The sequence below is a fragment of the Methylobacterium sp. C25 genome, from assembly GCF_021352225.1.
GTDB lineage: Bacteria > Pseudomonadota > Alphaproteobacteria > Rhizobiales > Beijerinckiaceae > Methylobacterium.
Window position 1 is genome coordinate 365002 of record NZ_JAAUVI010000002.1, and the last position, 16598, is coordinate 381599.

Here is a 16598-nt window from a genome sequence, read left to right on the forward strand (position 1 = left end):
CTTCTCCCGCTTACGTTGTCGGTGCGGAGGGATAGACCATCGATCAATGGTGAGAGCAACGGTCTCTCGTCAGGCGACGAACCCGCGGACCGCGAAGGCGCTCGCCAGCATCCCCAGAACGTAGAGCGGGATGCCGAAACCGCTGTACCAGATCGCGCGCTCCGTCGGCGCGCGCAGGAAGTGCCGCATCAGGAGGCCCTGTCCGAGGAGCAGCACGGCGACGATCGCCGCCTCGACCGGGCGGCGCCAGGACAGCAGCAGGGCGATGACCACGATCTGCGGCAGCGCCATTACCCAGCAGGCGACGCTGGCGGCGCGCTCCCGCCCGAGCATGACCGGGAGCGACCGGATGCCCATCTCGCTGTCGCCCCGGACCGACTTGAAGTCGTTGAGCGTCATGATGCCGTGGGCACCCAGGCTGTACAGGAACGCGAGCGCGAGCGTCGACGTCGGAGGCAGGGCGCCGCCGATCATCACGGCCGTTCCGGTGATCCAGGCAAGGCCCTCGTAGCAGAGCCCGCAGGCTGCATTCCCCCACCAGCCGTTGCGCTTCAGCCGGAGGGGCGGAGCGCTGTAGGCCCAGGCGAGCGCCAGCCCGACGAGTGCCGAGACGAACACCCAGAGGCCGAGCCCGGCCGCGACGAGAAGGGACAGCCCCGTCCAGGCGATCGCGATGAAGAAGCCCCAACTGCCGGGAATGCGGCCCGAAGGGATCGGCCGATCCGGCTCGTTGATGGCGTCGACCTCGCGATCGTACCAGTCGTTCACCGCCTGGCTGGTGGCACAGACCAGCGGACCGGCGAGCAGGATGCCGGCAAGCGCGATGCCCCAGTGCCCCGCGAGCGGAATGCCCGACGCGACGACGCCGCAGCCAAAGGCCCACATCGGCGGAAACCAGGTCAGCGGCTTCAGAAGTTCGAGGACGGCAGACGGGGCCGGATAGGATCGGGCCGGTATCGCGACGCTTGGCATCCCCGCGTTCCTCGCCATCAGCCGGAGCGGCGCCCCAGGGGCCCATCCAACCGCCGCGAGAGCGTCATGTAAAGCGCTGTTGACAGATCGCGTGTGAAAACGGCCGTGACGGCGGCAGGCGTCGCCCGGATCGATCAGCCCTGTCGATGAAGGTGGTGCGGGCGGTCGGAATCGAACCGACACTCCTTTCGGAACCGGATTTTGAGTCCGGCGCGTCTACCAGTTCCACCACGCCCGCATGCGGCGGCGTCCTCCCGAGGGGAGTCGAACCATGCCGTCGCCGGTCAATGCCACACGCGACCCGACGACGTCCAGAGCGCGGCGGCTCAGGCGAGCATGTAGGCCAGCAGCGAGCGCAGTTGCGCCGGCTTGATCGGCTTGTGGACCAGTTCGGCTCCGGTCTCCATGACCTGCCGCTCGATCTCGCTGCTGTAATCGGCCGTGGTGACGATCACTGGCGTCACCCAGCCCTGCGTACGCCGGAGATAGCCGACCACGTCGAGACCGACTGCGCCATCGTCGAGATGATAGTCGATGATCATCACGTCGGGGCGCATCATGCCCTCGCTCAACGCCTGCACGACGCCCGCGAGGTCGCGGTGGGCGCGCACCTGGGCGTCCCAGTTCTTGAGGAGGCGCACCAGGGCCTCTGAGGTCGAGGCGTCGTTCTCGACGATGAGCACCCGGGCGCCGGTGAGCGTGGTGGCCACGGGCATAATGCGGATCTCAGCCTCGGGCCTCGGCTTCCCGCTCGGCAGGTCGAGCGTGATCCGCGTGCCGCGGCCGACCCGAGAATGCAGCGAGATCGGGTGGTCCAGTGTGGAGGCCATGCGCTGCACGATCGACAGGCCGAGGCCGAGGCCGAGCCCGGCCTCCGGATCGTCGGTATCCTTGCTGCCCCGGTAGAACTCCTCGAAGACCAGCGCCTGTTCGGCTTCGGGAATGCCGCGTCCGGTATCGATCACGTCGATGCGGCAGCGCTGGCCGCGCTTGCGCACCGCGATCAGGACGCCGCCGCTCTCGGTGTAGCGCACCGCGTTCGAGACCAGGTTCTGCAGGATGCGCTGCAGGAGCACGATGTCGGTCTCGACGAAGACGTCGCGGCAGCGCGTGACGAGGCGCAGGTCCTTGCGCTCGGCGAAGGGCCGGAAGCTCGCCTCGATGTTCGCGACGAGGTCGCGGAGCCGGACGGATTTCAGCACCGGGCGCACCACGCCGGCATCGAGCTTCGAGATGTCGATCAGCGTCTTGATCAGATCCTCGATGGTTTGCAGCCCGCGCTCGACCTGGCCGGCGACCGTCTGCGCCTCGGGGCTCGGCGAAAGATCGGCGAGAGCGGAGAGCGAGAGGCGCGCGGCGTTGAGCGGCTGCAGCAGATCGTGGCTCGCCGCCGCGAGGAAGCGCGTCTTGGAGCGGTTGGCGGTCTCGGCCTCTTCCTTGGCGGCCTGCAGCGCCTCGTTCGAGCGCTCCAGGCTGTACATCAGCGCCGTGAGCTCTTCCGTGCGCGAACGGACGCGCCCCTCCAGCGTGATCGCGGTCTGGAACAGCGAGTAGGCGCCGCCCTGCTGGTCCATCGCACGCTCGACATGGGCCATCAGCGAGGCGTTGATGCGCTCGAGCTTGTGCACGCGCCGGTTCAGGGCGTCGACCGTGTCGGGCGCGGTCTGCGGGAGGTCCGGGCCGTTCATCGCTGCTCGACCATGGCTGCGGCCCCTCGCGCCGACATCCCGGTCGGCTTCGGCGCAGACAATGCCACGAAACGATCCCGAGCGTTCATAGACCAAAGGTCAGACGGCGTTGCCGAGGCCGATGGCGATGCCGGTGAAGGTCTGGTTGAGGTGCATCGAACGGTACTGCTCGCCGTAGGTCTCGAAGCCGACGACGCCGTAGCGGCGGTAGAGGTCGGAGATCTTGTGGCGGACCTGCCGACTCTCCGCGTCGACGCGGCGCAGCACGCAGTCGAAGCCGATCACCACGTCGAGGCCGCCGAGCGCCGTATCGAGGCTCGACAACTCGGCCCGCGTCGCCTCGACGATGTCTCGCGGCTGGGCAAGCGTCAGCACCGCGCCCTCGCTGATCGCGCAGAAGAAGGTCAGCGATCCGTCCGGGTCGAGCCGGCTGATCGAGCGGCAATAATATTCCCCCCCGATCTTCACGGCGAGCGGATGAGCCGCGAAGCTCATCGGGGTGAGGTGCTCTGGATCGAGTCCGACCGCCATCGCGTATTCGCGCGCGGCGGGCTCCGCGTTGAGCTCGTAGACGCGCCGAGTCTCCTCGGAGGCCGCGGTCACGACGAATTTCTGCGCCGTCGGCTCGAAATTGTCGCTCTTGAAGATCCGGATCGGAAAATCGGTCTCGACGAGGATCAGCACCGCCGCGTTGGTGTGGACCTCCCCTTGGTGGATCAGCACGGTGCCCGAGAAGGCGAGGTCGTCGCCGGCCGAGCCGCCGACCAGCGGGATGCCGTCGAGCGCCCAGGCCACGGCAGAGACCACCGTCTCCTCGGCATTCGCCAGCGCGTCGATCAGCGAGAGCGCGAAGCGCTGGCCCGGATCGCGGTCCGGCCGGCCCTGGTCGAGGGTCCGGCGCAGTGCCCTGACCGAAGAGGCGGCGCTCTCCACGTCGAGCCGGTCGATCTCGGTGAGAACGTCGGAGACGATCCGGAACCCCTCGCGGGGGAAGGCGATGGCGACGAAGCCGCGGTCGATCGCGCCGGCCGGGCTGATCCCGCCCGACGTGCTGCATCCGGCGAGCCCGACGCCCGGAAATTGCTCGGCGACGGCGGCGGTGAGTTCGGTGGTGGAATAGGCAGGCGAGAAGAACAGGAGCAGATGTCCGATCGACGCGCGATCGAGCACCGACGCGATGGCGATCACGGCCTCGCGCGCGTCCGTCGCATCCGTCCAAGCTGTCTGGATTCCGCACAGATGCGCGCGCATCTGCGTTCCCTGCACCACTGCTTCACTCCCAGGCGCGAGGTCCGTCCGGTCACCGGCGGCCCTTTTCTGCTGAACTTTATGTCCGGATCGGCAAAGTCTGGCAATCGCTCCGCCGGCTGCGGTGGACAACGCGTTCGGGTGGTCCGCAGCATTGGCGCCGTCTGGGTTCGCCGGGCCAATCCGCGCCACGCAAGCCGATCGTTCAAGACTTGGTCACCATTCAAACAGTCAACCGGCCAATCTCGCCAAGTCGAATGCAGATGAGCGTTTTGATTAGATAGCCGTTAAGCCTCGAACGCTTTCATGCTTCGCACCAGGAGAGGGCCTTATGGCGAGCGGAAAGCGGGTCGGCCGGGGTGCGAGCGAGTTCTACGACCTCCTCTGCCTGATGATGATCGGTGTCTGCGGCTGGCTCGCCGGCATTCAGCTCGGGGCCTTCCGGACGCTCGACACCATCATGATCGATCACGGGCTAACCGAGCTGGTGATGCTCGGCTGCTTCGTCGGGCTTGGTGCCATCGTCGCAAGCCTTCACAAGTCCCTTCGGTTGCGCCGGGCGTTACGGGAGCGTGACAGCGCGGAGGCGCAGGCCCTGTCTGTGACGCGCCATGACGCCCTCACCGGGCTGGCGAACCGCCGCTGTTTCGTCGAGGGCGTGGATGCCGGCTTCCGGCGGGAAGCCGAGAAGACGGCGACTGTCCTGCTGATCGACCTCGATCGCTTCAAGCCGATCAACGACCTCTACGGCCACGCCGCGGGTGACATGGTGCTCTGTACCGTCGCCGAGCGCCTGAAGCAGGTTCTTCCCCCCGGCAGCCTCGCGGCGCGCCTCGGTGGTGACGAGTTCGCCGCCATGCTCCCTCCATTGGCCGGCAGGGAAGCAATCGCACGGGTGGCGCAGGGCGTGATCGCGGCGCTTTCGGCGCCGATCAGCTGGCAGAAGTCGGAGCTGAAGATTGGCGCGACCATCGGCATTGCGCTCGCAGGCGAGAGCGTCAGCGGTGCGGAGGCCGCGCTGCATGCGGCCGACCTCGCCATGTACCAGGGCAAGAAGGACGGCCGCGGCACGTTCCGCTTCTTCGAGAACGCGATGGGCGAGGAATTGCGCGCGCGCGCTCTCCTGGAATCGGAACTGCGCGGGGCGATCCTCGCTGGCCAGATCGAGCCGTTCTACCAGCCCGTGGTTTCGCTCCCGGGCCGCGAGCTGATCGGCTTCGAGGTGCTCGCCCGTTGGCTCCATCCCGAACGCGGCGTGCTGCTGCCGAGCGAGTTCATCCCGATCGCCGAGGAGACCGGGATGATCGGCGAGCTCTCCTACGACCTGCTTCGCCAGGCTTGCCGGGACGCGGCCGCATGGCCGTCGCACCTGCAGCTCGCCCTCAACGTGGCGCCTCAGCAGTTCCAGGACCATTGGTTCGCGGAGCAGATCCTCGCCGTGCTGAACGAGACCGGTTTCCCCGCACATCGCCTGGAGATTGAGATCACCGAGAGCGCGCTGATCCAGGATCTCGAGGCGACCCGGGCGACCCTGACGTCCTTGCAGAATCTCGGCGTGCGCATCGCGCTCGACGATTTCGGCACCGGCTATTCGAGCCTGTATCACCTGCGTGAGCTGAAGTTCGACAAGCTCAAGATCGACCGCAGCTACGTGAACTCGATCACCATGAGCGACGAGCGCGCGAAGCTGGTCGATGCGATCATCAAGCTCGGATCGAGCCTCGGCCTTGTCATGACGGCGGAGGGCATCGAGACGTCCGGCAGCCTCGACTGGCTAGAGGGTCAGGGCTGCGACTTCGGACAGGGCTATCTGTTCGGGAAGCCGATGTCGAAGCCAGAAGCCGATATGTACGTCGAGGGCGGTGCCCCCGAGGCGTCGGACGGCGCGGCGGCCGGACGGGCGGCTGCCTGAGCGATCGAACGAGCTTTTCGAGCCCGCAAACCTACTCAGCTGCGCCCGCGGATTTGTTGGCGCCTGCGCTGGTGGCGGGGCGGACGGCCGCGCCCCACGGAAAGCGCCCGACCTTGATGCTCTTGATCGCCTTGAGCGAGCCGACATCGATGACGGTCACGTCGCCCGATACGCCGTTGGTGGTCAGCAATCGGTCTTGCTCCGGCGTCAGCACCGTGTGCCAGACGCGGCGTCCGACCAGGATGTAGCTTATCACTTTCAGGGTCTTGGCATCGATCACCGCGACCCGGTCGGAGGGGCCGAGCGCCACGAAGGCGTAGCGGCCGTCGTCGGTCAGGCTGATCCCGACGGGCTGGATGCGGTCCCCCGAGATCCCCTTGATCTCGAAGCGGATCGTCTCGATCACCTTGCGGCTGGCGACGTCGATCACGGCGACCGTTCCGCCGATCTCCGACGAGACCCAGAGCCGGGTGCCGTCCTTGCTGAACTCGGCGTGGCGCGGGCGCTGCTCGACCTGGGTGGCGTCGATGGCCTGGAGCGTCTTGGTGTCGATCCAATGGACCATGTTGGTGGTCTCGGAGGTCGTCACCGCGGTCTTGCCGTCGGGGCTGACCGCCATGCCCTCCGGCTCGATGCCGACGTCGATCTGCGCCAGCACCTTGCGGGTTTCCGCGTCGACGACGGTGGTGGTGGCGTTGTTCTCGTTGGCGATGAACAGCGTCCTGCCGTCGGGCGCGAGGGAGAACTGCTCCGGATCCTCGCCCGATGGCAGGTCGTGGAGGAGCTTGCCGGTGGCCGGGTCGATGACCTGCACGGCATCGGAGTCACTGGCGCAGACGTAGAGGTGCTGCCCGTTCTTCGAGAAGACGATGCCACGCGGGCGCCGGCCGACCGGGAAGGTGCGGGTGACCTCGTAGGTCGTGGTGTCGATCACCGAGACCGAGTTGTCGCGCTCGTTGGTGACGTAGATCTCGTGGGCGAGCGCCGGCACGGCGAGCGCGCCGAACGCCAGCAGGCTCACGGTCGTGAGGCGGAGCATCCTATCCTCCCATCGCCTTGCAGGCGCTTTCGGGCTGGTCGAGGCCGAGGGTGTCGAGTTCGGTACGACGGTGCAGAAAGCCCTCGATCGGGGCGGCCGCCACCACGGCTCCGGGCCAGAGCAGGTAGAGCGGCTGGCGCAGCTGCCCGTTCCAGGGCCGGAAGCTCAGCGAACGACCCTTGAAGCCGCCCACCTCGAATTTCGGGCTGAGCATCAGATCCTTGATTGCGGCCGGATCGCCGGACTTGAGCTGCACGGCTGCCTCGCCAACGGCATGCACGGCCATCCACCCGGCCCAGTCGACCGGCAGCATCGTGCGGCCGGCGAGCTTCTTGAAACGCTGCTGGAGTTGCGCGGCCGCCCAGGCCTCGACGGCACGGCCCCAGGCGGCAGGCGTCAGCCCCTGTGTCCCGACGACAGGGCGCGGCGAGGCCGTGTTGTAGACGAGGTTTGTCCCGAACTCGCCGGCCTCGTCGGCCACCGCCACGACGTCGTGCTCGGGGCCGCGTGTCACGAGGGCAAACTCGCGCAGGGCGGAGTCGCGAAGATCCGCGCCGCGCGCGTCAAAGCTCGTTTCCGCGACGATCTTCGCGCCGAACTTCTTGGCGCTGCGCCGTAGCGCCTCGGCGTAGAGGCCGTCCGCTGGATTGGGGCCGGAGACGAGCAGCAGCCGCGTCCAGCGCTTGAAGACCAGAAGCTGCATCAGCGCGTCGGCAAGCATGTCTCGCGACGGGATGACGTGGAGCAGGCGGGCGCGGCAATCGCCGTCGCGCAGCCGGGTATCCGTGGCCCCGACATTGAGGAAGACGGTCTCCCTCCCCTCCTCCGAATCCGCCAGCGCGATCACGTCGTCAGCCGGTGCGTTGACCACCACGAAGCGCGGCGGGCCGTCCTTGGCGACCTCGGCGAAAGCCGCCCGGATGTCGGCGCCCGGCTCGACGACGGTCGGCTTGAGCGTGAAGGAGAGGCCGACGAAGCGCCCGGTGGCGTTCGAATCCTTGATGCCGAGCTCGGCGCCCCTGAGCCCCTCGTCCTCGGGGATCGGGTCCTCGTTGTTGAGGGGCGTCGGGCGCTCGATCCGACGCTCGATATAGTGGATCGTGACCGGTGCCGCGGCCGGTTTAACGGCCTGGGCATCGGCCGCGCCGGCCACGAGCAAGGCAATGGCCGCCAGGGCGCATCGAAGCCCGGCTGCGCGAAAGCGCATCCGTCGGCCGAACGTCCGGTCTCGTCTCGACCGCATCCCGATTGGTCTCGTTTCCAACCCCGTCCCGTTTTACCGGCAGGATAGGCGCCCCCCCCCTCTCGCGGAATTGGACCAAGGTCCGAGGTTCGGCCCAGCACGTGATCTCGCGATAGCGCCACGTCCACACACGCAAGCGTGAGCCTGCGCGTTCTTGTCCACGGTGAGGCGCCCGCTACAACGAGCGGCAACCGCCGTATCCATAATTATGGGCGGGCTCTGGAGGAAACGACATGCGAAGGTTCGGTCTCGCGTCGGTGGCGCTCGCCGCGTTCCTGGCTCCGCTCGGCGCGCTGGCGCAGAGCGCTCCCCCGGCCGCCGATGCCGGCAGCAAGGTGGACACCCTCGAGAAGCTGCAGGGCATGCAATCGACCGGCACCGCCGCCGGTGCCGAGATCCCGCAGACCGGCAAGCGCGCCGATGCGATCCGCAAAACGCTCTCAAAGATCAAGCTGCCCGCGGGCTTCAAGATCGACCTCTATGCCATCGTGCCCGATGCGCGTCAGATCGCCGTGGGGCCCAATGCCGGCGTACTCTTCGTCGGCACCCGCAAGACCAAGGTCTACACCGTCACCGATCGCGACAAGGACCGCGTCGCCGACGAGGTTCGCCCCTTCGCGCCGGGCGTCACCTTCCACGATCCGAACGGCGTCTGCTTCTCGCGCGATGGAGTTCTATTCATCGCCGAACTGAACCGCTTGCTGGCCTTCCCGGCCGCCGAGTTCTTCTACGAGAATCCGGACGTCGCGCTGAACGTTGTGGTGAAGCAGGGCGAACTGATCCCACCTTCGGAAGAAAGCTTCAATCACTCGGCCCACGTCTGCAAATTCGGGCCGGACGGCAAGATCTACATCGCGCTCGGCCAGCCGCATAACGTGCCGCCGAAGGAGAAGCTCGACCTCTACCACAAGACCGGTCTCGGCGGGATCATCCGTATGGATCCGCTCGGAAAGGACCGCGAGGTCTACGCGACCGGCATCCGCAACTCGGTGGGCATCGATTTCAGCCGCGAGGACAAGTCGCTCTGGTTCACCGACAATCAGGTCGACGGCATGGGCGACGACCAGCCGCCGGGCGAGCTGAACCGCGCCTCGAAGGCCGGCGAGAATTTCGGCTTCCCCTGGTACGGCGGCGGCAAGACCCGCACCGTCGAGTACAAGGACGAGACGCCGCCGAAGGACGTGGTCTTCCCGCAGGCCGAGATGCCCCCGCACGCGGCCGATCTCGGCATGACCTTCTACAATGCCAAGATGTTTCCCGAGAGCTATCGCGGTGGCATCTTCACCGCCGAGCACGGCTCATGGAACCGCACCCAGCCGCTCGGCGCCCGGGTGATGTTCACGCCGGTCAAGGACGGCAAGGCCGGCGAGCCGAAGCCCTTTGCCGAGGGCTGGCTCACGGGCGACGGCGAGTATCTCGGCCGCCCGGTGGACGTGGCCGTGCTGCAGGACGGCTCGCTGCTGGTCTCGGACGACACCACCGGCGCGATCTACCGCATCTCCTACGAGGGCAAATGAGGGCTCGTATCCTCAAGCGGGGAGCGGCGGCCGTCACGGCCGCCATTCTCCTCGGTGCGCTCGCAGCATCGCCTGGCTCGGCCGGCGATCCTGCTGCGGGTCGCAAGCGCGCAGTCGCCTGCCAGACCTGCCACGGCATCGACGGGGTCTCGAAAATGCCGGATGCGCCGAACCTCTCGGGCCAGGTCGAGGGATATCTCGTGAAGGCTCTCACGGATTTCCGATCGGGCGCGCGAAGCAACGAGACGATGAGCCTCGTCGCCAAGGATCTGAGCGATGCGGACATCGCCAATCTCGCGGCGCATTACGCACGCATCCAGGTCGAGATCACCCCGCCCGACTGATCGGACGGCGGCCTGCACAATCCTCCCGCCCGTGGTTGTACCAAAGCACAATGGGTTTGCTTGAACCCCCTTGGTAGCTTGGAACCAATCGAGATCAGCGCGTGCCAGAACGCGCCGATTTCACTCACGGCTCAGGCGACGGGCTCGCCAAAGACTGGCCGTTCAGGGAGGACAATTCGGTATGACCAAGAAGCTTGCGCTCGTGGGCAGCATTCTCGCAGCGCTCGTCGTATCGACCGGCGCCGTGTTCAGTCACGGCGATGTCCAGCCTCAGGAAATCAAGACCGATGGTCTCGATAAGCTCGGCGACGAGTGGAAGAACGAGAACCCGTATCGTGGCAACGAGACCGCCATCAAGATCGGCGCCTCCGGCTACAACCAGAACTGCGCCCGCTGCCACGGCCTGGAGGTCATCTCCGGCGGCCTCGCCCCCGATCTGCGCTACCTCGAGAAGGGCAAGGAAGGCGACGAGTGGTTCAAGGAGCGCGTGACCCACGGCGCCATCATCAACGGCGTCACCAAGATGCCCGTATTCGCCGGAGTGCTGTCGCAGGAAGGCCTGTGGGCGATCCGCAGCTTCCTGGAATCCAAGCACATCGACAACTAGGACGCGTGGCGACAGCGGCTGACGGCACCCGGACCCATGCGTAGCAAGATCCTCCTCGGTTTTACGGCGCTCGCTCTCGCGGCGGCGCCGGCCATGGCCCGTCCCTTCGACGAAGTCGTGAAGGACGGCACGCTGCGCGTGGTGCTCTATGAGCAGAACGCGCCGTTCTCCGACATGAAGGATGGCAAGCCCTACGGCATCGAGGTCGACCTCGCCGAGGCGATCGCCAAGGCGCTGAAGGTCAAGGCCGAGATCCGCCTCGTCGATGCCGGCGAGAACGTCGACGGCGACTTTCGGCTCAACCTCTGGAAGGGCGATCTCGCCGGCTCACCGCTCGCCGACCTGATGCTGCACGTGCCGATCGACAAGCTGCTGGCGATCCGCAACGAGCAGATCTTCATGACGCGGCCCTATTACGACGAGCGGCTCGCCTTCGCGTGGCGCAAGAACGCCGTCGAGAACTTCGAGACCGTCGGCGATATCGGCAAGACGCCGATCGACGTCGAGGGCAACAGCGCCTCCGATGCCATGCTGCTGACCGCCCAGGGTGGCCAGCTGCGGGAGAACCTGAAGCACTTCAAGAGCTTCGAAGAAGCCGCGAAGGCCTTCCTGGCCGGTGACGCGCCGATCCTCGCCGGCACGCGCGCCAATCTCGAGGCTGCTCTGTTCGCCGCCAAGGCGTCCAAGGACGAGATCGGTATCAAGGAATTGCGGCTCGGCGGACCGGTGAAGTTGAGCTGGGAAATCGGCGGCGCGGTGAAGAGCGACTCCCGCGATCTCGGCTATGCCATTGGCGATGCGATGACTGCCATGGCCGAAAACGGCAGCTTGAAGTCGATCTTCGAGAAGTATGGCGTCGAATACGCTGCCCCGAAGGGATATTGATAGGCAAGCATCTTAAGCTCAAATAGAGACGGTCAGAAAAATCTTCCGGGCCAGCAAGGTCGGCGGAGGTTATTTTGCTGTTTTCTGATTTTGCTGCCTATTTGTCTTCATAATAAGTGTCTTCTTATACTTATGGCCAATAACCCGTCTGGCCGACTCTGACTATCGTCCTGCGCGAGGCATGCCGCTCGTCCAATAAGGAGCACCAGCTCCCCGGCAGCCAGACGTTCAAGAGGAGGAGATGTCATGAGATTGCGTGACCAGTTTCTCACGGCGGCCGGGGCGCTCGCCCTGCTCGTCGGCGCGGCGGCGATGTCCGCGCCGCAGGCCAAGGAGCCGGAGAAGGCTGCGGCTTCCGGCGGCGTCAGCGATCAGGACATCCTGAACGACGCCAAGACCCCGGAAGACGTCGTCTCCTACGGCCTCGGCCCGCAGGCCCAGCGCTACAGCCCGCTCAAGGCCATCAACAAGGAGACCATCAAGGGTCTCGTCCCGGCTTATTCGTTCTCGTTCGGCGGTGAGAAGCAGCGCGGCCAGGAGAGCCAGGCGCTCGTCAAGGATGGCGTGATCTACGTCACCGGCTCGTACTCGCGCATGTACGCGATCGACTCGCGCACCGGTGAGAAGCTCTGGCAGTACGAGGCCCGCCTGCCCGAGGGCATCCTGCCCTGCTGCGACGTCGTGAACCGCGGCGCTGCGCTCTACAAGAACCTCGTGATCTTCGGCACGCTCGACGCCAAGCTTGTCGCCCTCGACCAGAAGACCGGCAAGGTCGTCTGGAAGAAGGACATCGACGATTTCAAGAGCGGCTACAGCTACACCGCTGCACCGCTCATCGTGAAGGGCAAGGTCATCACCGGCGTGTCCGGCGGTGAGTTCGGTGTCGTCGGCCGCGTCGAGGCCCGTGACGCCGAGACCGGCGAGCTCATCTGGCAGCGCCCGGTCATCGAAGGCCATATGGGCACGCTGAACGGTAAGGAATCCACGATGACCGGCAAGGTCAACGAGACCTGGCCGGGCGACATGTGGAAGTACGGCGGCGGCGCCACTTGGCTCGGCGGCACCTACGATCCCGAAACCAACCTGATCTACATGGGCACCGGCAATCCCGGCCCGTGGAACTCCTGGCTGCGTCCGGGCGACAACAAGTGGACCGCCTCGCGCATCGCCCTCAACCCGGAGAACGGCGAGATCGTCTGGGGCTTCCAGACCACCCCGCATGACGGCTGGGACTTCGACGGCGTGAACGAATTCGTGCCGTTCGACCTCAACAAGGGCGGCAAGACCATCAAGGCCGGCGCCACCGCCGACCGTAACGGCTTCTTCTACGTCCTCGACCGCACCAACGGTAAGTTCATCTCGGCCTCTCCCTTCGTCGAGAAGATCAACTGGGCGAGCGGCATCGATGAGAACGGCCGTCCGAAGTACATCGCCGAGAACCGCCCGGGCGACCCGTCCAAGGCGACCGGCGACGAAAAGAAGGGCAAGTCCGTGTTCGCGGTGCCGAGCTTCCTCGGCGGCAAGAACTGGATGCCGATCGGCTACAGCCCGGACACCAAGCTGTTCTACGTTCCGTCTAACGAGTGGGGCATGGACATCTGGAACGAGGCCGTCTCGTACAAGAAGGGCGCGGCCTATCTCGGCGCCGGCTTCACCATCAAGCCGGTCTTCGAGGACCATATCGGCTCGCTGAAGGCGATCGACCCGGCCACCGGCAAGGTGGTGTGGAACTACAAGAACAAGGCTCCGCTCTGGGGCGGCGTTCTGACCACGGGCGGCGGCCTCGTCTTCACCGGCACGCCGGAGGGCTTCCTGAAGGCCTTCGACGCCAAGACCGGTGAAGAGGTCTGGAAGTTCAACACGGGCACCGGCGTCGTCTCCTCCCCGATCACCTGGGAGCAGGACGGCGAGCAGTGGATCGGCGTCGCGGCCGGTTGGGGCGGTGCGGTTCCGCTCTGGGGTGGCGAGGTGGCCAAGTCCACCGCCGGCATCAACCAGGGCGGCAGCTTCTGGGCATTCAAGCTGCCGAAGAAGCTCGCGACCCGCTAAGGCGACACTCAACAGGCTTTCGGGACGGGGCTCTCATGCCCTGTCCCGATCGCCACCTTCCAAAACCATTCCGCGACGGGGCTGCTCCCCTGAGCAGTTCATTGCCGGAACGGACATTTCGCCGATCATTGGGTAGGCATGTCGCCGATCATGCAGACCGTACGCGCAAACGAGACGATTTCTCCTTCGGTTGGAGATATGCTCACCCCGGACCAGGGTATCGAGACCCGGCCGGAGGGCGTCGCGTTGCACCTTCTCATCGTCGACGATCACCCCCTGTTTCGCGAGGCGCTCGCGAGCGCGATCACTCTCGCCTTCCCCCAGGCGCGCCTAGAAGAGGCAGACGGCATCCGCTCCGCCTGCGACCTGCTCGCCAAGACGCCGACCATCGACCTGACGTTGCTCGATCTCTCCATGCAGGGCGTCACCGGCTTCGATGGCCTCGTCACGATCCGCACCCGCTTTCCCCGCATTCCGATCCTGATCGTCTCGGGGCTGGAAGATCCGCGCATCATGCGTGAGGCCGTCCATCATGGTGCCGCCGGCTTCGTGCCCAAGGCGGTGGATAAGGCCACGCTGACCCGCGCGATTTCGGAGGTGATGAACGGTGCCCTGTTCATGCCGCCGGAACTCGCCGGCAGCCCCGATCCGCTCCCGGCCCGCGCTAAGAAGACCCCGCTCGCCGAGCGCGTCGCTCTGCTGACGCCGCAGCAAATGCGTGTGCTGATGATGATCCGCCAGGGCAAGCTCAATAAGCAGATCGCTCACGAACTGCAGGTGGGCGATTCCACCGTGAAGGCCCACGTCTCCGAAATCCTGCGCAAGCTCGAAGTGATCAGCCGGACGCAGATTGTGATCGAGACGGCCTATATGGATTTCGACCAGAGCAACGGCTCGTTCACGGCGGGATAGGAGCCGCTCCGCTCCTGCGAGCGCCCTCAAACGCCTCCGGTTCAGCGGGTCTCTGTTCAGAGGCGCGCCTGAGCCGGCGCACCCTTCCCTTAGAGAGGGGCCGCGGGTGTTTACACCGCGGCCCGCATTGGGGGCGCGGGATGCGCCGCTGCGGTCGAGGCGACGCTCTTGCGGTAGAGCCCGCGATTGGCGCCGTCCGGCACGAGTGCGTCGGTGAGGCCGATCACGGTCTCGGCGGCCCCGAGCAGGACTGCCCCGTCCGGTGCGAGCGCCTTGGCGATCCGCCGCAGCACATCGCTCTTCGTAGGCATGTCGAAATAGATCAGCACGTTGCGGCAGAAAACGATGTCGAACGTGCCGAGATGGTCGAAGGGCTGGAGGAGATTCAGCGGCCGGAAGTCGATCATGCTGCCGAGGGCCGGATCAATGCGCCAGCGGTCCCCCTGCTGCGAGAAGTATTTGACGAGGAGCTGGGCGGGCAGACCGCGCTGCACCTCGAAGTGGCTGTAGAAGCCGGCCTTGGCCTTTTCCAGCACTTCGGTCGAGAGGTCGGTGGCGACGATCTCGATGTGCCAGCCAGCGAGCCGCGGCGCGGCCTCCTTGAGCAGCATCGCGAGCGAGTAAGGCTCCTGCCCACTTGAGGCCGCCGCGCTCCAGATGCGCAGGCGCCGGGTCGCAGCGCGCGCCGTGATCGCGCGCGGCAGCAGCACGTCGCGGAACATGTCGAACGGGGTCCGGTCGCGGAAGAAGAAGGTCTCGTTCGTGGTCATAGCCTCGACCACGGCCTGCTCGATGTCGCGGCGCGAGGCCCTCAGCGCCGTGCACAGATCGTTGAGCGTCGCGAGGTTGAAGCGACGGCAGATGGGATTCAGCCGGCTCTCGACGAGGTAGAGCTTCTCGGGTCCGAGCGCGAGGCCGGAGCGGTCCTTCAGGTAGGTCCGCAGGAAGTCGAAGGCGGGGTCGCTCATCGTGCCTGCCCCGTCAGATGGGACTTCAGGGCCGGGCCGATTTCCGGCAGCGGCAGCACACCGTGGCAGAGGCCGGCCTTGGCGACGCTGCCGGGCATGCCCCACACCGTGCTTGTGGCCTCGTCCTGCGCGAACAGCATGCCGCCGGCCTCGACGAGGGCACGTGCCCCAGGCGTGCCATCTGCACCCATGCCGGTGAGGATCACGCTCAGCGTCGCCGCACCGAACACTGCTGCGGCATCGAAGAACAAGACGTCGACCGCTGGACGGCAGAAGTTCACCACCGGACCGTCGTCGAGGCGGATCACGGGCTCGCCCTTGGCGAGGCCCATGTGACGGCCGCCGGGAGCGACGTAGATGCGGCCCGGCTGCAGCCGTTCGCCGTCCTTGCCCTCGGCCGCCGGCAGGCCGACGCGGGCGCCGAGATGCTCGGCGAAGACGGCGGTGAAGACCGGCGGCATGTGCTGGACGATGAGGGTCGGGACGCTGCGCAGGGTCTGCGCGCCGATCCGCTCCAGCACGTCTCCGACCGCGCGAGGGCCGCCGGTGGAGGAGCCGATCAGCAGGCAGCGCGGAGTGGCGATGGTGCGAGGCTTGGCTCGCAGCGTGATCGGTGAGGACAGACGCGAGGCTGCCGGTGCAGGCGCCGGAGCTGCTGCCGCGGATGCGCCGAGGCTCAATGGGGCGACCGGAGAGACGCGCCGGTGCCTCTTGCTACCGAACAGGCGTACCCGCTCGATCAGGTCGGTGCGGAAGGCGTCCGAGGTGGTGACGCCGCGTGAGCTTTCGGGCTTGGGCAGATAGTCGACCGCGCCGAGGGCGAGACACTTCAGCGAAATGTCGGCATTGCGCTGCGTCAGCGTCGACATCATCACGACCTGCAGGCCGGGAACCCGCGCCAGCATCAGCGGCAGCGCCGAGGTGCCGTCGAGCTCCGGCATGTCGATGTCGAGGAGCACGACGTCCGGGTCGTACTTGGACAGCGCGTCGAGAGCGATGCGGCCGTTCGAGGCGGTGGCCACGACCTCGAATCCGGACTCGGTGAGCCACCGTGAGACGAGACCACGCACCACAGCCGAGTCGTCGGCGATCAGGACCCGTGTCGGCGTGTTCGCCGAGGAGGCACCGGGGGGAGGAGTGACGGCGAGTGCGGCCGGCATGCGTTCAGCGCTTTCGGTGCAGGGTCGAGGGTGTCTCGGCAACGGACCTGCGAG

14 protein-coding genes and 1 tRNA gene are annotated in these 16598 nt (G+C 66.5%); 7 read left to right on the top strand and 8 right to left on the bottom strand.

Annotation, left to right across the window (positions count from 1 at the left end):
• Window positions 1-69 precede the first annotated feature (69 nt).
• The 4 genes from chlG to HCU64_RS08100 form a co-directional block, all read right to left on the bottom strand.
• Entirely contained in the window at window positions 70-972 is a 903-nt protein-coding gene (gene chlG / locus HCU64_RS08085; protein ID WP_233383316.1) for a chlorophyll synthase ChlG, read from the bottom strand.
• Window positions 973-1125: 153 nt separating this feature from the next.
• Window positions 1126-1210 (bottom strand) — tRNA-Leu (locus tag HCU64_RS08090).
• A gap of 88 nt (window positions 1211-1298) precedes the next feature.
• Window positions 1299-2660 carry an ATP-binding response regulator gene (locus tag HCU64_RS08095; RefSeq protein WP_233383317.1) on the bottom strand — a complete coding sequence of 454 codons (1362 nt, stop codon included), beginning with the start codon at window positions 2658-2660 and terminating at the stop codon, window positions 1299-1301.
• Between the two features lie 99 nt (window positions 2661-2759).
• Window positions 2760-3929: an FIST N-terminal domain-containing protein gene (locus HCU64_RS08100; RefSeq protein WP_233383318.1), complete on the bottom strand. Its 1170-nt coding sequence runs from the start codon at window positions 3927-3929 to the stop codon at window positions 2760-2762.
• 310 nt (window positions 3930-4239) lie between these two features.
• On the opposite strand from HCU64_RS08100, the gene HCU64_RS08105 reads away from it, so the two are divergent.
• Window positions 4240-5820, top strand: a complete 1581-nt coding sequence (locus tag HCU64_RS08105) for a putative bifunctional diguanylate cyclase/phosphodiesterase (RefSeq protein WP_233383319.1) — start codon at window positions 4240-4242, stop codon at window positions 5818-5820.
• Window positions 5821-5851: 31 nt separating this feature from the next.
• Here the strand turns inward: HCU64_RS08105 and HCU64_RS08110 are convergent, their stop codons facing one another.
• On the bottom strand, window positions 5852-6859 hold the full coding sequence (locus tag HCU64_RS08110; protein ID WP_233383320.1) for a YVTN family beta-propeller repeat protein: 1008 nt from the start codon (window positions 6857-6859) through the stop codon (window positions 5852-5854).
• A 1-nt stretch (window position 6860) separates the two neighbouring features.
• Window positions 6861-8066, bottom strand: a complete 1206-nt coding sequence (locus HCU64_RS08115; protein ID WP_233383321.1) for an ABC transporter substrate-binding protein — start codon at window positions 8064-8066, stop codon at window positions 6861-6863.
• A gap of 269 nt (window positions 8067-8335) precedes the next feature.
• Between HCU64_RS08115 and HCU64_RS08120 the strand changes: the two genes are divergently transcribed.
• From HCU64_RS08120 to HCU64_RS08145, 6 genes are all read left to right on the top strand, one after another.
• On the top strand, window positions 8336-9619 hold the full coding sequence (locus HCU64_RS08120) for a PQQ-dependent sugar dehydrogenase (RefSeq protein WP_233383322.1): 1284 nt from the start codon (window positions 8336-8338) through the stop codon (window positions 9617-9619).
• Complete coding sequence (locus HCU64_RS08125; RefSeq protein WP_233383323.1) at window positions 9616-9963, top strand: c-type cytochrome; 348 nt, start codon at window positions 9616-9618, stop codon at window positions 9961-9963. The genes HCU64_RS08120 and HCU64_RS08125 overlap by 4 nt, the downstream gene beginning before the upstream one ends.
• A 181-nt stretch (window positions 9964-10144) precedes the next feature.
• Window positions 10145-10570, top strand: a complete 426-nt coding sequence (gene pedF, locus HCU64_RS08130) for a cytochrome c-550 PedF (RefSeq protein WP_233383324.1) — start codon at window positions 10145-10147, stop codon at window positions 10568-10570.
• A gap of 36 nt (window positions 10571-10606) precedes the next feature.
• Window positions 10607-11455, top strand: coding sequence for a substrate-binding periplasmic protein (locus HCU64_RS08135; protein ID WP_233383325.1), 849 nt, complete (start codon window positions 10607-10609; stop codon window positions 11453-11455).
• Between the two features lie 246 nt (window positions 11456-11701).
• Window positions 11702-13504, top strand: a complete 1803-nt coding sequence (locus HCU64_RS08140) for a PQQ-dependent methanol/ethanol family dehydrogenase (RefSeq protein WP_325169960.1) — start codon at window positions 11702-11704, stop codon at window positions 13502-13504.
• A 198-nt stretch (window positions 13505-13702) separates the two neighbouring features.
• Window positions 13703-14416 (top strand): response regulator, encoded by a 714-nt coding sequence (locus HCU64_RS08145; protein WP_233383326.1) that lies wholly within the window; start codon window positions 13703-13705, stop codon window positions 14414-14416.
• Between the two features lie 110 nt (window positions 14417-14526).
• Here HCU64_RS08145 and HCU64_RS08150 read toward each other — a convergent pair whose 3' ends face one another.
• Both HCU64_RS08150 and HCU64_RS08155 read right to left on the bottom strand, forming a co-directional pair.
• Complete coding sequence (locus tag HCU64_RS08150) at window positions 14527-15384, bottom strand: CheR family methyltransferase (RefSeq protein WP_233383327.1); 858 nt, start codon at window positions 15382-15384, stop codon at window positions 14527-14529.
• Window positions 15381-16544 carry a protein-glutamate methylesterase/protein-glutamine glutaminase gene (locus HCU64_RS08155; RefSeq protein ID WP_233383328.1) on the bottom strand — a complete coding sequence of 388 codons (1164 nt, stop codon included), beginning with the start codon at window positions 16542-16544 and terminating at the stop codon, window positions 15381-15383. Before HCU64_RS08155 ends, HCU64_RS08150 begins: the two co-directional genes overlap by 4 nt.
• Window positions 16545-16598: the final 54 nt, after the last annotated feature.

Bases quoted from the DNA above. Each gene is read 5' to 3' on its own strand.
- chlG (WP_233383316.1), bottom strand. From the start codon at position 972: ATGCCAAGCGTCGCGATACCGGCCCGATCCTATCCGGCCCCGTCTGCC.
- HCU64_RS08095 (WP_233383317.1), bottom strand. From the start codon at position 2,660: ATGAACGGCCCGGACCTCCCGCAGACCGCGCCCGACACGGTCGACGCC.
- HCU64_RS08105 (WP_233383319.1), top strand. From the start codon at position 4,240: ATGGCGAGCGGAAAGCGGGTCGGCCGGGGTGCGAGCGAGTTCTACGAC.
- HCU64_RS08110 (WP_233383320.1), bottom strand. From the start codon at position 6,859: ATGCTCCGCCTCACGACCGTGAGCCTGCTGGCGTTCGGCGCGCTCGCC.
- HCU64_RS08115 (WP_233383321.1), bottom strand. From the start codon at position 8,066: ATGCGCTTTCGCGCAGCCGGGCTTCGATGCGCCCTGGCGGCCATTGCC.
- HCU64_RS08120 (WP_233383322.1), top strand. From the start codon at position 8,336: ATGCGAAGGTTCGGTCTCGCGTCGGTGGCGCTCGCCGCGTTCCTGGCT.
- HCU64_RS08125 (WP_233383323.1), top strand. From the start codon at position 9,616: ATGAGGGCTCGTATCCTCAAGCGGGGAGCGGCGGCCGTCACGGCCGCC.
- pedF (WP_233383324.1), top strand. From the start codon at position 10,145: ATGACCAAGAAGCTTGCGCTCGTGGGCAGCATTCTCGCAGCGCTCGTC.
- HCU64_RS08135 (WP_233383325.1), top strand. From the start codon at position 10,607: ATGCGTAGCAAGATCCTCCTCGGTTTTACGGCGCTCGCTCTCGCGGCG.
- HCU64_RS08140 (WP_325169960.1), top strand. From the start codon at position 11,702: ATGAGATTGCGTGACCAGTTTCTCACGGCGGCCGGGGCGCTCGCCCTG.
- HCU64_RS08145 (WP_233383326.1), top strand. From the start codon at position 13,703: ATGCTCACCCCGGACCAGGGTATCGAGACCCGGCCGGAGGGCGTCGCG.
- HCU64_RS08150 (WP_233383327.1), bottom strand. From the start codon at position 15,384: ATGAGCGACCCCGCCTTCGACTTCCTGCGGACCTACCTGAAGGACCGC.
- HCU64_RS08155 (WP_233383328.1), bottom strand. From the start codon at position 16,544: ATGCCGGCCGCACTCGCCGTCACTCCTCCCCCCGGTGCCTCCTCGGCG.